Origin of the sequence: Spiribacter onubensis (genome assembly GCF_040838425.1) — a bacterium.
In the GTDB taxonomy this organism is placed as follows: domain Bacteria; phylum Pseudomonadota; class Gammaproteobacteria; order Nitrococcales; family Nitrococcaceae; genus Spiribacter; species Spiribacter onubensis.
In genome coordinates, this window is the sequence record NZ_JBAKFI010000005.1 from 131,112 (window position 1) to 146,538 (window position 15,427).

21 protein-coding genes are annotated in these 15,427 nt (G+C 64.2%); 10 read left to right on the forward strand and 11 right to left on the reverse strand.

Features of this window, described 5'->3' with window-relative positions; genetic code table 11:
• Window positions 1-182 precede the first annotated feature (182 nt).
• The 4 genes from V6X63_RS09680 to V6X63_RS09695 are packed head-to-tail and all read left to right on the forward strand — an operon-like array spanning window position 183 to window position 6,215.
• Window positions 183-1,280 (forward strand): efflux RND transporter periplasmic adaptor subunit, encoded by a 1,098-nt coding sequence (locus V6X63_RS09680; protein ID WP_367978747.1) that lies wholly within the window; start codon window positions 183-185, stop codon window positions 1,278-1,280.
• Window positions 1,277-4,330: an efflux RND transporter permease subunit gene (locus V6X63_RS09685; RefSeq protein ID WP_367978748.1), complete on the forward strand. Its 3,054-nt coding sequence runs from the start codon at window positions 1,277-1,279 to the stop codon at window positions 4,328-4,330. Before V6X63_RS09680 ends, V6X63_RS09685 begins: the two co-directional genes overlap by 4 nt.
• Before the next feature lie 2 nt (window positions 4,331-4,332).
• Window positions 4,333-5,424 (forward strand): ATP-binding cassette domain-containing protein, encoded by a 1,092-nt coding sequence (locus tag V6X63_RS09690; RefSeq protein WP_367978749.1) that lies wholly within the window; start codon window positions 4,333-4,335, stop codon window positions 5,422-5,424.
• On the forward strand, window positions 5,424-6,215 hold the full coding sequence (locus tag V6X63_RS09695; protein WP_367978750.1) for an ABC transporter permease: 792 nt from the start codon (window positions 5,424-5,426) through the stop codon (window positions 6,213-6,215). The genes V6X63_RS09690 and V6X63_RS09695 overlap by 1 nt, the downstream gene beginning before the upstream one ends.
• Before the next feature lie 7 nt (window positions 6,216-6,222).
• Here V6X63_RS09695 and V6X63_RS09700 read toward each other — a convergent pair whose 3' ends face one another.
• A complete protein-coding gene (locus tag V6X63_RS09700) occupies window positions 6,223-6,771 on the reverse strand; it encodes an adenine phosphoribosyltransferase (protein ID WP_367978751.1) in 549 nt (182 codons plus the stop codon).
• 88 nt (window positions 6,772-6,859) lie between these two features.
• On the opposite strand from V6X63_RS09700, the gene V6X63_RS09705 reads away from it, so the two are divergent.
• On the forward strand, window positions 6,860-7,159 hold the full coding sequence (locus V6X63_RS09705; protein ID WP_367978752.1) for a hypothetical protein: 300 nt from the start codon (window positions 6,860-6,862) through the stop codon (window positions 7,157-7,159).
• A 16-nt stretch (window positions 7,160-7,175) separates the two neighbouring features.
• Here V6X63_RS09705 and V6X63_RS09710 read toward each other — a convergent pair whose 3' ends face one another.
• The 4 genes from V6X63_RS09710 to V6X63_RS09725 are packed head-to-tail and all read right to left on the reverse strand — an operon-like array spanning window position 7,176 to window position 8,634.
• Window positions 7,176-7,580: a cysteine-rich CWC family protein gene (locus tag V6X63_RS09710; protein ID WP_367978753.1), complete on the reverse strand. Its 405-nt coding sequence runs from the start codon at window positions 7,578-7,580 to the stop codon at window positions 7,176-7,178.
• Entirely contained in the window at window positions 7,573-7,845 is a 273-nt protein-coding gene (locus V6X63_RS09715; RefSeq protein WP_367978754.1) for a DUF1289 domain-containing protein, read from the reverse strand. Before V6X63_RS09715 ends, V6X63_RS09710 begins: the two co-directional genes overlap by 8 nt.
• Before the next feature lie 58 nt (window positions 7,846-7,903).
• A complete protein-coding gene (locus V6X63_RS09720) occupies window positions 7,904-8,299 on the reverse strand; it encodes a HigA family addiction module antitoxin (RefSeq protein ID WP_367978755.1) in 396 nt (131 codons plus the stop codon).
• Window positions 8,296-8,634 (reverse strand): hypothetical protein, encoded by a 339-nt coding sequence (locus tag V6X63_RS09725; protein WP_367978756.1) that lies wholly within the window; start codon window positions 8,632-8,634, stop codon window positions 8,296-8,298. The genes V6X63_RS09720 and V6X63_RS09725 overlap by 4 nt, the downstream gene beginning before the upstream one ends.
• A gap of 638 nt (window positions 8,635-9,272) precedes the next feature.
• Here V6X63_RS09725 and V6X63_RS09730 point away from each other — a divergent pair.
• Entirely contained in the window at window positions 9,273-9,614 is a 342-nt protein-coding gene (locus V6X63_RS09730) for a TraR/DksA family transcriptional regulator (RefSeq protein WP_367978757.1), read from the forward strand.
• A gap of 67 nt (window positions 9,615-9,681) precedes the next feature.
• Here the strand turns inward: V6X63_RS09730 and ilvA are convergent, their stop codons facing one another.
• Window positions 9,682-11,193 (reverse strand): threonine ammonia-lyase, biosynthetic, encoded by a 1,512-nt coding sequence (gene ilvA, locus V6X63_RS09735; RefSeq protein ID WP_367978758.1) that lies wholly within the window; start codon window positions 11,191-11,193, stop codon window positions 9,682-9,684.
• A gap of 53 nt (window positions 11,194-11,246) precedes the next feature.
• Between ilvA and rpiA the strand changes: the two genes are divergently transcribed.
• Both rpiA and V6X63_RS09745 read left to right on the forward strand, forming a co-directional pair.
• Window positions 11,247-11,909 (forward strand): ribose-5-phosphate isomerase RpiA, encoded by a 663-nt coding sequence (gene rpiA, locus V6X63_RS09740; RefSeq protein ID WP_367978759.1) that lies wholly within the window; start codon window positions 11,247-11,249, stop codon window positions 11,907-11,909.
• Window positions 11,910-11,964: 55 nt separating this feature from the next.
• Window positions 11,965-12,165, forward strand: coding sequence for a DUF2905 domain-containing protein (locus tag V6X63_RS09745; RefSeq protein ID WP_367978760.1), 201 nt, complete (start codon window positions 11,965-11,967; stop codon window positions 12,163-12,165).
• A 35-nt stretch (window positions 12,166-12,200) separates the two neighbouring features.
• Here the strand turns inward: V6X63_RS09745 and V6X63_RS09750 are convergent, their stop codons facing one another.
• From V6X63_RS09750 to V6X63_RS09770, 5 genes are all read right to left on the reverse strand, one after another.
• Window positions 12,201-12,596 carry a hypothetical protein gene (locus tag V6X63_RS09750; RefSeq protein WP_367978761.1) on the reverse strand — a complete coding sequence of 132 codons (396 nt, stop codon included), beginning with the start codon at window positions 12,594-12,596 and terminating at the stop codon, window positions 12,201-12,203.
• Window positions 12,575-13,408: an ElyC/SanA/YdcF family protein gene (locus V6X63_RS09755; RefSeq protein WP_367978762.1), complete on the reverse strand. Its 834-nt coding sequence runs from the start codon at window positions 13,406-13,408 to the stop codon at window positions 12,575-12,577. Before V6X63_RS09755 ends, V6X63_RS09750 begins: the two co-directional genes overlap by 22 nt.
• A gap of 9 nt (window positions 13,409-13,417) precedes the next feature.
• Window positions 13,418-13,906 carry a glutathione peroxidase gene (locus tag V6X63_RS09760; protein WP_408022309.1) on the reverse strand — a complete coding sequence of 163 codons (489 nt, stop codon included), beginning with the start codon at window positions 13,904-13,906 and terminating at the stop codon, window positions 13,418-13,420.
• Between the two features lie 67 nt (window positions 13,907-13,973).
• Window positions 13,974-14,228: a Txe/YoeB family addiction module toxin gene (locus V6X63_RS09765; RefSeq protein WP_367978764.1), complete on the reverse strand. Its 255-nt coding sequence runs from the start codon at window positions 14,226-14,228 to the stop codon at window positions 13,974-13,976.
• A complete protein-coding gene (locus V6X63_RS09770; RefSeq protein ID WP_069134404.1) occupies window positions 14,225-14,476 on the reverse strand; it encodes a type II toxin-antitoxin system Phd/YefM family antitoxin in 252 nt (83 codons plus the stop codon). Before V6X63_RS09770 ends, V6X63_RS09765 begins: the two co-directional genes overlap by 4 nt.
• 98 nt (window positions 14,477-14,574) lie before the next feature.
• Here V6X63_RS09770 and V6X63_RS09775 point away from each other — a divergent pair, with 98 nt between their 5' ends.
• Both V6X63_RS09775 and V6X63_RS09780 read left to right on the forward strand, forming a co-directional pair.
• Window positions 14,575-14,871, forward strand: coding sequence for a type II toxin-antitoxin system TacA family antitoxin (locus V6X63_RS09775; protein ID WP_367978765.1), 297 nt, complete (start codon window positions 14,575-14,577; stop codon window positions 14,869-14,871).
• Window positions 14,861-15,421: a GNAT family N-acetyltransferase gene (locus V6X63_RS09780; protein WP_367978766.1), complete on the forward strand. Its 561-nt coding sequence runs from the start codon at window positions 14,861-14,863 to the stop codon at window positions 15,419-15,421. The genes V6X63_RS09775 and V6X63_RS09780 overlap by 11 nt, the downstream gene beginning before the upstream one ends.
• Window positions 15,422-15,427 lie beyond the last annotated feature (6 nt).

Consider the following 15,427-nt stretch of genomic DNA (forward strand, 5'->3'; position numbering starts at 1 on the left):
GCCTCTCTCCCCTTGCTCAATCCAACCGCCGATCCAGCCTAACGCCGCAGTCGGCGAGGCTCCATCCCACCCCGGTGAAATCCTCCTCCGCACTGATACACTTGCAACCTTGTAACCGCACCAGTGTCGGAGGGCGCAAGTCAGGCGCACCGGCCGGTCATTCAATTCACGGGGCCCGATCCATGAAAGTCTTCATCCGCTTCCTTGTCGCCCTGCTGCTACTGGGCGGAATCTTCGGGGGCATATTCGGCTACAAATACTTCGTGCAGATGCAGGCCGGCGGGCCTGGCGGGCCGCAGGCGGCCAATGTCGTCGCCACCGAGGTGCATAGCGAGAAATGGCAGGGCCAGCAGAGCGCCGTCGGCAGCCTCACCGCGGTGGACAGCGTGGCGGTGAGCACGGAGGTGGCCGGCATCATCCAGTCGCTCAACTTCGACTCGGGTGAACGCGTCGCCACCGGCGATATCCTGCTGGAGCTGGACAAGGCCGTGGACCGGGCGGAGCTGGAAGGCCTGGAGAGTGAGGCGGAGCTCGCCCGCATCCAGTTCGAGCGCGCTGAGGATCTGTTGCCGCAGCGGGCGATCTCGCAGTCGGAATTCGACGAGGCGCGGGCCCGACTCGACAGTGCCAACGCCGCGGTAGAGAGCCAGCAGGCCAGGATCCGGCAGAAGACCATTCGTGCGCCCTTCGACGGCGTGCTGGGACTGCGCCGGGTCAGCGTCGGTCAGTTCCTCGCCCCGGGCAGCGATATCGTCGAGCTGCGGCGCCTCGATCCGATCTATGCCGACTTCAACATGCCGGAGCGGTTCCTCCCGGATCTGTCCATGGGACAGTCGATTCAGGTGCGCACCAGCGCCTTCGATCAGGTCTTCACCGGCAAGATCACCGCGATCGACACCGGTATCAATGACCAGACCCGGGCGATACCGGTCCGGGCGACGCTGGACAACGCCGACGGCGATCTGCGGCCGGGCATGTTCGCGCGGGTGACGCTGCTCGAACCCACCGAGCGCGATGTGCTGACCATTCCGCGCACCGCGGTGAGCTTCAACACCTACGGCGATTTCGTGCTTCGGATCAAGGAACAGGACCAGGGCATGGTCACCGAGCGGATACAGATCCAGACCGGCGAGATTCGTGACGGCCGCGTGGCGGTGACCAAAGGGCTGGACGAGGGCGATCGGATCGTCGCCGCAGGCCTGATCAAGGTACGGCCTGGCCAGCCGGTGACCATCGACAAGACGGTGGAAATGAACCCCGCCGAGGTGACCGGGCGATGAAGTTTACCGACATATTCATCCAGCGACCCGTACTGGCGACGGTGATCAGCCTGCTGATCCTGCTCGCCGGCGTCCGGTCGCTGGAGATGCTCGAGGTGCGCGAATACCCCTCCACCGAGAAAACCGTGGTCACCGTGTCCACGAGCTATCCGGGCGCGGACAGCCAGCTCATCCAGGGCTTCATCACGCAGCCGCTGCAGCAGGCCATTGCCGAGGCCAATGGCATCGACTACATCACCTCGGAAAGCCGTCAGGGCCTGTCCACCATTGAAGTCAACATGGAGCTCAACTACGACGCCAACGCGGCCGTCTCGGAGATCCAGGCCAAGGTGGCCAGTCAGCGCAACGTGCTGCCGGCGGCGTCGCAGGATCCGGTGATCGAGTCCAGCACCGGTGACCAGACCGCGCTGATGTACCTCGCCATCTACAGCGAGGACGTGCCGGTCCCGGAGATCACCGACTTCGTCAACCGCGTGCTGCAGCCGCAGGTCCAGGCCCTCCCCGGCGTGGCCAAGGCGCGGGTGTTCGGCCGCTCGCCGGCCATGCGCATATGGCTTGACCCCGACCGGATGGCGGCGCTCAACGTCACCGCCACCGAGGTGCGCGAGGTCCTGCAGCAGAACAACTACCAGGCCGGTATCGGCAACACCAAGGGCCCGTATACCCGCATCAATCTCTCGGCGACCACAGATATCGCCGATCCGGACCAGTTCAGGCAGCTCGTCGTGCGCGAGGAGAATGGCACGATCATCAGGCTGGATGACGTGGCGGCAACCGAGTTCGGCTCCGAGACCTATTCATCGGCGGCCTGGTATCGGGGCCAGCCTTCGGTGTTCATTGCGGTGGAGCAGGCGCCGGGCGCGAACCCGCTGACCGTCGCCGGCCGGGTGAGCGATGAGCTGCCCAACCTGCGCCGACAGTTGCCGGAAGGCATCCAGCTCGCACTGCCCTACGATGCCAGCGAGTTCATCCAGGATTCCATCAATGAGGTGCTCACCACCATTCTGGAGGCGGTGCTCATCGTCCTGGTGGTCATCTTCCTGACCATCGGTTCGATCCGGGCGGCCATCGTCCCCTCCATCGCGGTCCCGCTCTCGCTCATCGGCGCCGCCGCCATCATGCTGGCGCTGGGCTATTCGCTGAACCTGCTCACGCTGCTCTCAATGGTGCTGGCCATCGGCCTGGTGGTGGATGACGCCATCATCGTGGTGGAGAACGTCCACCGGCATATCGAGGAAGGTCACAGCCGATACGATGCGGCGATCATGGGGGCGCGTGAGCTCGCCGTGCCGATCATCGCCATGACCACGACCCTGCTGGCGGTCTATGCGCCGATCGGCTTCATGGGCGGGCTCGTCGGTACGCTGTTCAGCGAATTCGCCTTCACGCTGGCGGGCGCGGTGCTGATCTCCGGCATCGTGGCATTGACCTTCTCTCCGATGGTCTCCTCCAAGGTGCTCAAGCCCGGCGGCAACCAGGGCCGCTTCGAGAAGATGGTGGAGAACTTCTTCGAGGGCCTGGCGGGCGGATACAAGCGGGTCCTGAACGGCCTGCTCGATACCAAGAGCGTGCTGGTGTTCTTCGGCATCGTGGTCCTCGCGTCCAACTACTTCATGTTCACGATGAGCCAGAGCGAACTGGCCCCCACCGAGGATCAGGGCATCCTCTTCTTCCAGGGCTCGGCGCCGCGGACGGCCAACTTCGACTACCTGTCGAAATTCGCTGAGCTCTATCAGGACGAGGCCGAGACCATCCCGGAGTACAGCGAGACGTTCATGATCATCGGCGGCCTCTCGCCGGATACCGTCTTCGGTGGCTTCAAGATGGTGCCCAACAAGGATCGTGAACGGGGCCTCGGGGCGATTCAGCAGGAGGTGAACGCCAAGTTCACGCCGAACCCCGGCTTCGACACCGCCGTGTTCCCGCCGCCCAGCCTGCCCGGCTCCGGCGGCGGTCTGCCGGTCCAGTTCGTGCTGACGACGTCCGCGAGCTACGAGGCGCTCGACACCCGGGCGACAGAGCTCATCGGCCAGGCCATGCAGAGCGGCAACTTCCTGTTCCTGAAAAAATCCACGGAATTCGACCGGCCGATGACCACCATCGAGGTCGACCGGGACAAGGCGGCGGATCTGGGCATCACCATGGCCGAGATCGGCGGCAACCTCTCCAGCATGCTGGGTGGCGGTTATGTGAACCGCTTCAACCTGGATGGCCGCAGCTACAAGGTCATCCCCCAGGTGGACCGGCCCTATCGGCTCAACGCCGAAATGCTCGAGGACTACTACATCGAGACGCCCGCAGGCGAGAAAGTGCCGCTATCGAGTCTCGTGTCGCTCAGTCATTCCGTGGTGCCCAGCTCACGCAACCAGTTCCAGCAGTTGAACTCGGTGACACTGGAGGGAATACCGCGCCCCGGCGTGCCGCTGGGTGATGCCCTGGGATATCTGGAGGGACTGGCCGGCCAGAACCTGCCGGCGAGTTACAACGTCGACTACACCGGCCAGTCGCGGCAGTTCGTCAACCAGGGCAGCGCGCTGGTGGTGACCTTCTTCCTGTCCATTGTGGTCATCTACCTGGTCCTCGCCGCCCAGTTCGAGAGCTGGCGTGATCCGCTGATCATCCTGGTGTCGGTGCCCCTGAGTATCGCCGGGGCGCTGGCGTTCATCACCCTCGGCTTCGCCACGGTGAACATCTACACCCAGGTGGGGCTGATCACGCTCATTGGCGTGGTGGCGAAGAACGGCATCCTGATCGTGGAGTTCGCCAACAACCTGCAGCTCAAAAAGGGCTTCGACAAGCGTAAGGCGGTGGAGGAGGCGGCAGCGATCCGACTGCGTCCGATCATCATGACCTCTCTGGCGCTGATCATGGCCATGGTGCCGCTGCTGATCGCCACCGGCGCCGGTGCGGTCAGCCGCTTCGACATCGGCCTGACCATCGCCACGGGTCTTGGCATCGGCACGGTGTTCACGCTGTTCGTGCTGCCGGCGTTCTACGTGCTCCTGGCGCGGGATCACAATGCCCACAAGCGGGATGTGGCAGCCACCTGAGCATGGGGCAGACGGACCTGACGGAGTTGACGGACGATCGTGTCGATGACCCGGCCGGGGACGCGGTGACCGGGGTTGCCGGCACGGCGGCCGGCGGGACGGCCGCGGTCACCGCCCGCGGTCTGACCCGTCGCTACGGCGCGGTCAATGTGGTGGACGGGATCGACCTCTACATCGAGGCCGGCGAGTGTTTCGCCCTGCTCGGCCCCAACGGCGCGGGCAAAACCACCACGCTGCGCATGCTCCTCGGCCTCACTCCGCCCAGCGCGGGCGAGATCACGGTACTGGGCGAGCCGATCCCGCAGCGGGCCCGGGCCATGCGCGAGCGGGCCGGCATCGTGCCGCAGTTCGATAATCTCGATCCGGATTTCAGCGTGCGGGAGAACCTCGTCACCTACGGCGCCTATTACGGCGCCAGTCGCCGACAGGTCGAGGCCCGTATGGAGGACCTGCTGCGGTTCGCCGAGCTGACCGAGCGCGCCGATGCGCCGATCCAGGGCCTCTCCGGGGGCATGAAGCGGCGCCTGACACTGGCCCGTGCCCTGGTCAATGATCCGGAACTGCTCGCGCTGGACGAGCCAAGCACCGGCCTCGATCCGCAGGCGCGACAGCATATCTGGGAACGTCTCCAGACCCTTCGCCGGCAGGGCCGGACCCTGCTGCTGACCACGCACTACATGGAAGAGGCGGAGCGCCTCTGCGATCGCGCCGCCATCATCGACCACGGCCGCATCGTTGCCTGCGACAGCCCGACGCGGCTGATCCACGAGCATATCGAGCCGCATGTGGTGGAGCTGCGCGGCGATCTCGCCCTCCACTGGAGTGGCGGCGAGCGCGACGAAGCGGACAGGGGTGGCGCGGGCAGCAATGCTGGCGACAGTGGTGGGGTAGGGGCTGGTAACCAGCCCCTCGCACCGCTCGTCGCCGCCGGCCTGCGCGTCGAGCCCGTCGGCGAGACGGTGCTCATCTACGGGAGCGAGCGCGACACCCTGCTTGATCAGGTCGAGGCGCTGGTGGGGCCGGAGTATCTGTACCGCCCGGCAAGCCTTGAGGATGTTTTCCTGCGCCTCACCGGCCGGGAGCTGCGGGACTGATGGGCGTACTCGAGCACCTGCGCGAGCCGCCCGAGCTCAGCCTGCGCTTCATCGCCGTGTGGCTGCGCAACCTGCGGGTCTGGCGCAAGCTGATGCTGCCCTCGATACTCGGCAACTTCGGCGAGCCCCTGCTCTATCTACTCGCCCTCGGTTACGGACTCGGTCAGTTCGTCGGCGAAGTCGAATCCATGCCCTATATGGTGTTTCTGGCGAGCGGCATCGTCTGCTCGGCGGCGATGACCGGCGCCACTTTCGAGGCGCTCTACTCCGCCTACACACGGCTCACCCAGCAGCAGACCTGGGCGGCCATGCTGGCCGCGCCGATGAACGTGGATGATGTGGTGCTTGGCGAGATCGTCTGGGCCGCCACCAAGGCACTGATCAACGCCAGTGCCATCGTCCTGGTCGCCGCCCTGCTGGGTCTGGTGGCCGGCCCCGAGGCCCTGCTGGTACTACCGGTGATCCTGTTGGCGGGCCTCGCCTTTGCCGGTATCGCCATGATCGTGACGGCGCTGTCGCCCAGCTATGACTTCTTTCTGTACTACTTCACCCTGGTCATGACGCCCATGCTGCTGCTCTCGGGCGTCTTTTTCCCGCTCTCGAGCCTGCCCGAGGCGGTGCAGATCGGCGCGCAGTTTCTGCCACTGGCCCATGTCGTCATGCTGGTCCGCCCGCTCATGACCGGCGGCAGCATCGATGCGCCGCTGCTGCATCTGGGCGTGATCCTCGTCTATATCGTCGCCACTTACTGGATCAGCGCCGCCCTGGCGCGCCGGCGGCTGATCCGCTAGCGTCCGCTCAGTACTGAACCAGCGAGTGCACCGGTGCGTCGGTCATGTGCTCGCGGGCGGCGAGGAAGGTCAGCTCGATCACGAAGCTGTAGCCCAGCATCTCGGCACCCAGACGCCGCAGCAGATCACCCGTGGCGCGAGCCGTCCCGCCAGTGGCGAGCAGGTCATCGACGATCAGGGTCCTGGCGCCCTGATGCAGGGCATCGCGATGTACTTCCAGCGCATCGGTGCCATATTCGAGCTGGTATTCGCAGGCATGCACTTCCGAGGGGAGCTTGCCGGGCTTGCGCACGGGGATGAAGCCGGCGCCCAGCTTATACGCCAGAGCCGCGCCGAAAATGAACCCACGTGACTCGGTGCCGACGATGTACTCCGGGGTCGGCCCCTCGATGGAATCGGCCAGCAGATCAACCGCGAGGTGAAAACCCTCGGCGTCCCCCAGCAACGGCGTAATATCCTTGAAGATGATGCCCGGCTTGGGGAAGTCAGGGATGTCGCGGATCAGGCCCTGCACTTGTGCGACGGCGGCCTCTCGATCCTTGATCACGGTGTTCATTGGCGGTGTCTCCCGAGTCCTTGAGTGCAACCAGGGCGCATGATAGCCAGAAAACCCGGTCGCCCGCGACGGCTGCTAGAATCGGGCCATGACTGAACAGGAAAATGCCTACGAAAGGGGGGCACGCGAGACGGTTGAGCTTGGCAACCGCCTGGCGGATGCCGATCCAGACGCCGAGCTCGGGGAAATCGCCGACGGCCTGCTCGCCGGTGCCATTCAGTACTGGCTCTATGCCAATCAGCCCTGCGGCGATCCGGACTGCGAGGAATGCAAGCCCCTGTGTACGGCGGAACTGCGCTTGCAGGCAATGCGCAACGCGCTGGAGGAGTTCGCCCGCAGCAGCGAGTACTTCCACACACCGACGGATTTTGATGCCGGGCGGGCGTGATGACCTCTACCAGCGACTAACGATGGCCGGGCAGGCCGTTAAGCGCCGCGAGAACTTCTTCGGGACGTACGGATCGGGCGCGCGCCGCATCCCGTGCCTGGCGTCGGCGCTCGCGGACCAATTGGGAGGGCATCAGCGGGGACGGGTTTGAAGCCGTTGTCGGTGATGGGCCCTTTGCCAGGCCAGTGGCCACGGGGTTGGCAGCGCCGGCAGCGTCGGCGACCGAATCGCCGACTGAATCCGCCGCGGCAAGGGCCTGCAGGCAATCGCGACAAAGGCAGTCATCGTAGGTGTGGGCGATGGTCTCCCGCACCTCGTCGGTCAGCATCACATCCACGCACTGGCAGCGGTGAATGCTCCCCTGCCGGCATTCGAAACCATTGCCGCAGCGCGGGCAGCGCTTGGGCTCATGCTCAGGCATTCGTTGTCCCAGGGCGGTTCGATTGAACCTTCGCCGGAGTTGACGCAGGCGCGGCGTCGCCGGTCGCGCTGGCAGCCTGCGCAAAGGCACCGGCATCGATCCAGCCGCCGTTAGTGGCCTCCTCATCCAGTCGATCCATGATCGCCAGGCGTTTTTCCTCGGGATAATCGCGCCACTCGGCGATCTCCGTTTCGGTTCGGCCACAGCCGATGCAGCGGCCGTTATCGACTTCACAGATACTGATGCAGGGTGACGAAGCGCTCATGCGTCCTCCACTAGATGTAGTGGGGCAGTTCTAACAGAAACCCAACGGAGAGGACAAATCAGCGAAGACGTCTGGCGGACTGGATGGCCTGGAGATGCGTTCGGATCCGCCCACGGCGGCGCGCGCATCGCAGATCGTACTCCATTTGCAGCCGAAGCCAGAACTCCGGCGATGTGTCGAAATAAGTGGCCAGCAGCAATGCCGTTTGCGCCGTGATACGGCGTTTGCCGCTGAGGATATCGGTAATGCGGTTCACCGGAACGCGCAGCGCACGCGCCAGGGGCGTTGGCAGCAGGCCCCGCGGCAGCATGAAGCTGGCTCCGAGGATCTCACCGGGAGGCACCGGCGCCTCGGCGTCGTCGACGAGCCCCGGATCAGGCACAAGCGGGTCATCTTCGTCCAGTGCATCCGGCGTCGGGTCGGTCATCGGATCGGTCATCGGGTCGATGGTCATCTCGAATGCTCCTCGAGCCGGACGCCGTGGGCCTCCCCATCATGAAACTGAAAATGCAGCCGCCACCCATAGCCCACATCAAGGCTATACATCCCGGTCTCGCCAGCCGCATGCTCAGCCGCATCAACGCCGGCGGGATCATCGAAAGGGATGGATTCGTCGGCCAGTGGCTCGAGCCGGTCGCCACACGCAAGGGCAAGATCATCGATTGATACCGCCGCATGGATAATCGACAGATCCCGCCGCAGCGCAAGCAGCAGCCGCGAGTGCATCCGTCGAGGCTGTCGTCCCAGCCATATTGCCCTCAGGCTCGGCGTTGCGACGGTTTTGAGCATGGCATGATCACTCCATCGGTTGGGGTTCATCGACGACCGGCGCCCGGTGAGTGGTGACAGGGTCGATTTTTTGGCGGGATTCAGGAAAGCATGATCTGGCGTGCTCGGGTGGGCCATTCGTCGGCCCATACGCCATTTCCCGATCGGCGGCGGTGGGCATCAGATAAACGGTGAAAAATTAAGAGAAGACCAGGGAGGGGCAAAGAAAGCCAGGGAGGCGGGGGAAGGCGGGGCAGGCCAGGGAGCGCCAAGGAGCGAGGGATCGTATGCCCTTCCGGGCCCTTGTTAACGTTGGACAGAGTGACGCAGGACGTCATACGTCTCTGGCAAACGCGGTTTACGCGGCGCATCCGCTTGACCGGGGCCAGAGGCCCGACGGACGCGTGGCAATCGCATGGATCCGTCGGCCGATAGGGAAACGGGTCGATACGCGTTACGTAATGCGTCCACCGGTTTTATGTCCAACGTTAACAAGGGGGCGGAAAGGGGGTAGCACCCTCTCCCACGGGCCGATGGAAGTGAGCCTATAGGCCTGGTCCTGGTCCTGGTCCTGGTCCTGGGCCTGGGCCTGAGGCTATGCATCTGAGCCGGTTGCCTTCCCTTCGTCTGGACAAACGACCGCGTGATAATCTCAAGCCATGTTCGATCAACCGGATATCCCCCACTTCCGGCAACGTCTGCAACAGATGCGCTCGGAGATCGAGGCGTTGGAGCAGGCGCGGGACGCCTCGCGAGCGACGGTGGAGCTTGACCAGACCCGCGTCGGGCGTCTCTCGCGCATGGACGCGTTACAGCAGCAGGCCATGGCGGAGGCAACCAACGAACGCGCCCGGGTCACGCTCAAGCGCATCGCCTCGGCCCTTCAACGCTGCGACGATGGCAGTTACGGCGAGTGTCTGCGATGCGGGGAATTCATCAACCCCCAGCGCCTCGAGATCGATCCGGCCGCCACACTGTGTATTCACTGCGCAGAACAATGACCGACTAGCAGCGCGCATCCCGGCAAATCTGCGCCAGGCTCGAGACAAGTGCCGGTCTGAAAACCCGTCAGCTCAGAAAAAGCGCGTAGGCCGGGTTATCCGACTCGTTCCGGTAAGGATAGCCGAGCTTGTCGAGACTCGCCTCGAACTTCCCGCGCTGATCCGGCGGCACCTGGATGCCCACCAGCACCCGCCCGTAATCCGCACCGTGGTTACGGTAGTGGAACAACGAGATGTTCCAGCGCCGCCCCAGACGCTTGAGAAAGTTGAGCAATGCCCCGGGGCGCTCCGGGAAGCGCACGTGATAGAGCACCTCATGGTCGACGTTGTGGCCCCGGCCGCCGACCATATGCCGGACGTGCACCTTCGACATTTCGTCCTCGGTGAGATCCAGCACCGGATAACCCCGGGACTCCAGCGCCGCCACCACCTCGTCACGCTCGGCGAGGCCGTCATTCAGGCCGATACCCGCGAAGACATGCGCCTCATCGGCATGGGCATAGCGGTAGTTGAACTCCGTGATCGCGCGGTTGCCGATGGTCTCGCAGAATTCCCGAAAACTGCCGGGGCGCTCGGGGATGGTGACCGCCAGCACCGCCTCTCGATGCTCACCGAGCTCGGCGCGCTCGGCCACATGAGCGAGGCGCGAGAAGTTCATGTTGGCGCCGCAGTTGATGCCGATCAGCGTCTCGCCCGTCACGCCCCGCTGCTCGACATACTTCTTGATCCCCGCCACGGCAAGGGCGCCGGCCGGCTCCATGACCGTCCGGGTGTCTTCGAATATGTCCTTGATACCGGCACAGATCTCGTCGGTGCTGACCAGCATGCACTCGTCCACGAGCTCCCGACAGATACGGAACGTCTCCTCACCGATCTGCCGGACGGCGACACCATCGGCAAAAATCCCCACCTCATCGAGCGTCACCCGCCGCCCGGTGGCCATGGCGCGTTCGAGCGTGGGCGCGTCCTCGGGCTCCACCGCGATGATGCGGATATCCGGCCGGAGCTGCTTGATGTAGGCCGCGATCCCGGCGATCAGGCCGCCCCCGCCGACAGGAACGAAGACCGCATCGATCGGACGCGGGTGCTGGCTGAGGATCTCCATGCCCACGGTGCCCTGGCCGGCGATGACATCCGGATCGTCGTAGGGCGGAATGTAGGTGAGCCCCCGTTCCTCCACCAGTTTCTCGGCATGGGCCTTCGCCGCATCGTAGTTGTCGCCGTGCAGGACCACGCGTCCACCAAAGTTGCGCACCGCATCCACCTTGATGCTCGGCGTCGTCCGGGGCATGACGATGGTGGCACGAATGCCCAGGTTCTTCGCCGAAAGCGCCACACCCTGGGCATGGTTGCCCGCCGACGAGCAGATCACGCCCTTCTCGCGCTGTGCCTCGGTCAGGCTCGCGATCTTGTTGTAGGCACCGCGGATCTTGAACGAAAACACCGGCTGCATGTCTTCCCGCTTGAGAAGCACGTTATTGCCGAGCCGACGGGAGAGATTGACGGCGGATGTCAGCGGGGTCTGATGCGCGACATCATAGACGCTCGCGGTGAGGATGCGTTGTAGATAGGATTTCATGCCAGAACGGGAATTCGCCCCAAAGGGCTTCAGTGTACAGGAGAGACCAGGCCATGAGCGCCGACGCGCAGAAACGTCTCGCCGCCGAGGCGGCAGTCGAGAAAGTCGAGGCGGGCACCATCATCGGTGTCGGCAGTGGATCCACCGTCGATCACTTCATTGACGCGCTGGCCGCCTCGGATATCGAAATCGAAGCCGCCGTGGCGGCCTCCGAGGCCAGCGCCGAGCGATTGCGCGGTCACGGCATCGAGGTCAGGGATGCCAACAGCGTCTCGGAACTGGCGATCTATGTCGACGGGGCCGACGAGATCAATCGGCACCTTCAGATGATCAAGGGCGGCGGCGGCGCGCTCACTCGAGAGAAAATCGTCGCTGCCATCGCCGATCGTTTCATCTGCATCGTCGATGCCAGCAAGCAGGTGACCGCACTGGGCGACTTCCCGCTGCCGGTGGAAGTGATTCCCATGGCCCGCTCCCACGTGGCCCGTCAGCTCGTCCGCCTCGGTGGGCGCCCGGAACTGCGCGAGGGCTTCACCACGGACAATGGCAACCTCATTCTGGATGTCCGCGCGCTGGATCTGTCAGAGCCCATACACCGCGAGCGGCAGCTCAACAACATCGCCGGCGTGGTCACCAATGGACTGTTCGCCCTGCGCCCGGCGGATGAACTGCTGGTGGGAACGGACACCGGCGTGCAGCGGTTCACGGCGGCCTGACGTCGCGCCGGGCTGGGCGTCAGAAACAACGCACTAGGCGACCCCAAGATCCGCCATGCAGAAGCTCCTCGTCACCATCGGCCTTGCCATCCTGATCATCGGCCTGCTCTGGCCGGTGATCAGTAAGCTGGGGCTGGGCCGGCTGCCGGGCGACATCCTCGTCCGGCGGGAGGGCTTCACGTTCTACTTCCCACTCGCCACCTCGATCATCGTCAGCGTCGTGGTCACGCTGATCATCTGGTGGTTTCGGCGTTAGGGCGTTGATCGAGGGGTTCGAAGCGGGCATGCCACTTACCCAAACTCAATATCCTCTGCGCCGAATAGCGGCGACCGTCGCATGAAGTCAACGAGTGACTCGTCTTTCGTCGTCCCTGCCCCCTCTTTCCGGCTTACTCTCTCCAGATGGGCGTCAACCGACTCACCGACGACGCGGCCGGCCTCGCGGTCTGCATGAGACTCCGCCAACGACGCGCTCAGCTCAGATTCCCGTAACTCGTAATACTGCGCCAACTCCATGACCACATACCGGGGCTCGCCCCGTACCGAGATGGTGGCTTCGGGTCGGTTCTCGAGCGCTTTCTCGATCGCCAAGACACCATGGGTTTTCAATTCACTGGCCGTAAGATCCGGCATCATGCTCACCTCGTCGACAACGACAAGCCTGATTATCCACGCCCTCGCAGCCACGCCCAAAGTCGGCCCAGGAATTCGTGCCAGGCCGCCTCAGTGGTGCGCAGGTCATCAGCCTGCGGCGCGAAGTCACCGGGTAGGGCAAAGCGCTGGGGGCTGGCCCGGTGGGCGGTCGGGACCGGCAAAGGCTCGAGACCCTGGCTTTGGAACTCCGCGATGGCCCGCGGTAGATGGCTCGCCGAGCTGACGACCACGGGCTGGCGAAGCGCGGCGGCTTCGACTGGGCCGGCCGAGGCCCCATCACCGTCGACGGTCGCCACAAGCTCGGCATAGGCCGCCGCCTCCTCCGCGGTATTGCGAGCCGCCGGCAGCATGCGGATCTGCTCCCGCGGCACGCCCAGCGCCACTGCCAGATCCGCGGCGATCGCCGCCTGGGACCGGCCCCGCGGCAACGCCCCGCTGGTCACCAGGAGCGCATCCGGCCGCAGCCGCCACAACCGAATGCCCTCGATCAGCCGCTGCAGGGAGGTCGCGGATAGCTGGGCGCTCAACGGCAGCGAGGGATCATCCACGGCGCCGCCCCCCAGCACCACAATGGCGGCGACGTCGCGGGGCAGTACCTGGCCCACGGCTCCGTCGGGTGCGCTCACCTCAATGGGCGCATACACGCCTTCCAGCGGCGTCATCAGGCTGTTCGACACCGGCCACCAACTGATCAGCGCAAGTGCCAGCGCCGTTACCCCGATCAGGGCCAGACCACTGCGCCGCCAGCGCGTGAACGCGGCGAGGATCAGCCCTACGACCAGGGCAATGACAACAAGGCTCAGTGGCTTTAGGAGCGCGCCGGCGAGCTTGGTGAAAAAGAACATGGATCGAGGCTACAACAACCGCTCGATCGCTCGCTTCAGCTTGCCGGAGTCCGGGCCGGTGAGCGCGCCAAACACCTCGACGACCTCGCCATCGCGGTTGACGAGGTACTTGTTGAAATTCCAGCGCGGGGCGCGGGTCTGGCGGGCGGCTTCGGCGAAGATCGGATGGGCGTTGGCGCCCCGCACCGGGACCGTGGCCATCATGTCGAAGGTCACCCCGAAATTCACGAAGCAGGTCTCGGCGGCCTTTTCTTCATCGGCCTCCTGGTTGAAGGAATCCGACGAGAAGCCGATCACCTTCAGCCCCTTGTCGGCGTATGCCTGATGCAGGGATTCGAGCCCCTCGAACTGACCGGTAAAGCCACAGTGGCTGGCGGTATTCACCAACAGCACCGCCGGCGCATCGGCGGCAAGGTCCTGCACGTTGACGATCTCGCTCGAGTGCAGCCGGCGCATGTCGTGATCGAGCCAGTCGTAGGCCTGGGCCGTGGATGTCATGACGAGTCCTCCGGTGATCAAGGCCGTCAGCAGTGCGGCGATGCGTGCAAGTCCCATGATCGGTCCCTCAATAGTGATAGCGGAGCTGAGCGATCATCAGCGTTCCATCGGCAACCTTGTAGACCATGCAATGCTCGGAATCGATCCGTCGGGACCAATAGCCTGCCAGGGCATGTCTTAGCAGCTCCGGCTTGCCAGGTCCGGCGAAGGGCTCGCGCTGGGTCGCCTTGATGAGCTGATTAATCCGCCGCAGTGTCCGTCGATCGGTTTTCTGCCAAAAAAGGTAGTCTTCCCGGGCGTTCGCGGAAAACAGCACGCTCATTCGGCAAGCGGGTGCGCCTCGCCGCCGCCAGCCTCGAGTTCGGCCACCGATTCAAGCAGCCGCCGGGCATTTCTTGGCGCACGAAGCAGCAGAGCCGTTTCCTGCAGCGACTCGTAGTCCTCCAGCGACATCATCACCACCGAGGGCGATCGACCGCGCGTGATCGTGACCGGATCGTGATCCTCGCAAACCCGCTCCATTGTGCCGGCGAGATTGGCCCGTGCCTTGGTATAGCTGATTGCGTCCATAAACCCTCCGATCCCCGGCAACGATCCCTAAGAAGCGACAGCACTTTATCTGTCCGGCAAATTGCCGTACGTTAATGGATAAAACAGGAGGATCAACAATGAAAAGCCGTCATTCCCATGAAAAGCGTTCAGCGCGTCTGGAGTTTCGCGCACCGCCCTCGCTCAAAGCCGATATTCACCGAGCTGCCAGCCTGATGGGCATGGAGGATACGAGTTACGCACTCAGTGTCCTCCGTGAACATGCGAGAAGTACCATTGAGTCTCATGAGCGAAGCCATTTGAGCGAGGCCGATAGCAAGGCGTTCCTTGTCGCACTTGATACGCCGGCAGAGCCGACCGAGTCACTACGCGGGCTTTTCGAATTGCACCGCAGCACTCGTGGCGATGCCGACTGATTCTGACTTTCTTCAGCAGGTTCGTATTGAACCGCTCGACCCCAAAACGCATGACCGCACCGGGTTCTCATCGGGCATCCCGCGAGTCGAAAACTTTCTCAAGCGGTCGGCCAGGCAACAACAGACCGATGATCACACGCGGGTTCAAGTGGCGGTATCAGCGGATGCAGTGGTCGTCGGCTACTACGCGTTAAACGCTCACCGGCTCGACCTGCCCGACGTGTCCGGACTGCCCAGACGTCTGTTGCGCAATGTGCCACCCCATGGCGCGATACCGGCTGCTTACCTCTCGATGCTTGGCGTTTCGTCCCCCGTTCAGGGACGCGGCTTGGGGCGATTACTGATGGCGGATGCATTCCAGCGCGTGCTGAATGCTGCCACTCAGATCGGACTCGCGGCGCTTGTTCTGGACGTGCTCGATGACGACGGCGAAGATGCCGCGGGCCGCCGCAAGGCGTTTTACACTGCGCTCGGCTTTGATTCTTTCCCGAGCCAGCCACGGCGCATGTTCATCACCTTGGATACATTGCGCCGCGCGGCAGCGAGGTAATCAGGC

Bases quoted from the DNA above. Each gene is read 5' to 3' on its own strand.
- V6X63_RS09680 (WP_367978747.1), top strand. From the start codon at position 183: ATGAAAGTCTTCATCCGCTTCCTTGTCGCCCTGCTGCTACTGGGCGGA.
- V6X63_RS09685 (WP_367978748.1), top strand. From the start codon at position 1,277: ATGAAGTTTACCGACATATTCATCCAGCGACCCGTACTGGCGACGGTG.
- V6X63_RS09690 (WP_367978749.1), top strand. From the start codon at position 4,333: ATGGGGCAGACGGACCTGACGGAGTTGACGGACGATCGTGTCGATGAC.
- V6X63_RS09695 (WP_367978750.1), top strand. From the start codon at position 5,424: ATGGGCGTACTCGAGCACCTGCGCGAGCCGCCCGAGCTCAGCCTGCGC.
- V6X63_RS09700 (WP_367978751.1), bottom strand. From the start codon at position 6,771: ATGAACACCGTGATCAAGGATCGAGAGGCCGCCGTCGCACAAGTGCAG.
- V6X63_RS09705 (WP_367978752.1), top strand. From the start codon at position 6,860: ATGACTGAACAGGAAAATGCCTACGAAAGGGGGGCACGCGAGACGGTT.
- V6X63_RS09710 (WP_367978753.1), bottom strand. From the start codon at position 7,580: ATGCCTGAGCATGAGCCCAAGCGCTGCCCGCGCTGCGGCAATGGTTTC.
- V6X63_RS09715 (WP_367978754.1), bottom strand. From the start codon at position 7,845: ATGAGCGCTTCGTCACCCTGCATCAGTATCTGTGAAGTCGATAACGGC.
- V6X63_RS09720 (WP_367978755.1), bottom strand. From the start codon at position 8,299: ATGACCATCGACCCGATGACCGATCCGATGACCGACCCGACGCCGGAT.
- V6X63_RS09725 (WP_367978756.1), bottom strand. From the start codon at position 8,634: ATGCTCAAAACCGTCGCAACGCCGAGCCTGAGGGCAATATGGCTGGGA.
- V6X63_RS09730 (WP_367978757.1), top strand. From the start codon at position 9,273: ATGTTCGATCAACCGGATATCCCCCACTTCCGGCAACGTCTGCAACAG.
- ilvA (WP_367978758.1), bottom strand. From the start codon at position 11,193: ATGAAATCCTATCTACAACGCATCCTCACCGCGAGCGTCTATGATGTC.
- rpiA (WP_367978759.1), top strand. From the start codon at position 11,247: ATGAGCGCCGACGCGCAGAAACGTCTCGCCGCCGAGGCGGCAGTCGAG.
- V6X63_RS09745 (WP_367978760.1), top strand. From the start codon at position 11,965: ATGCAGAAGCTCCTCGTCACCATCGGCCTTGCCATCCTGATCATCGGC.
- V6X63_RS09755 (WP_367978762.1), bottom strand. From the start codon at position 13,408: ATGTTCTTTTTCACCAAGCTCGCCGGCGCGCTCCTAAAGCCACTGAGC.
- V6X63_RS09760 (WP_408022309.1), bottom strand. From the start codon at position 13,906: ATGACATCCACGGCCCAGGCCTACGACTGGCTCGATCACGACATGCGC.
- V6X63_RS09765 (WP_367978764.1), bottom strand. From the start codon at position 14,228: ATGAGCGTGCTGTTTTCCGCGAACGCCCGGGAAGACTACCTTTTTTGG.
- V6X63_RS09770 (WP_069134404.1), bottom strand. From the start codon at position 14,476: ATGGACGCAATCAGCTATACCAAGGCACGGGCCAATCTCGCCGGCACA.
- V6X63_RS09775 (WP_367978765.1), top strand. From the start codon at position 14,575: ATGAAAAGCCGTCATTCCCATGAAAAGCGTTCAGCGCGTCTGGAGTTT.
- V6X63_RS09780 (WP_367978766.1), top strand. From the start codon at position 14,861: ATGCCGACTGATTCTGACTTTCTTCAGCAGGTTCGTATTGAACCGCTC.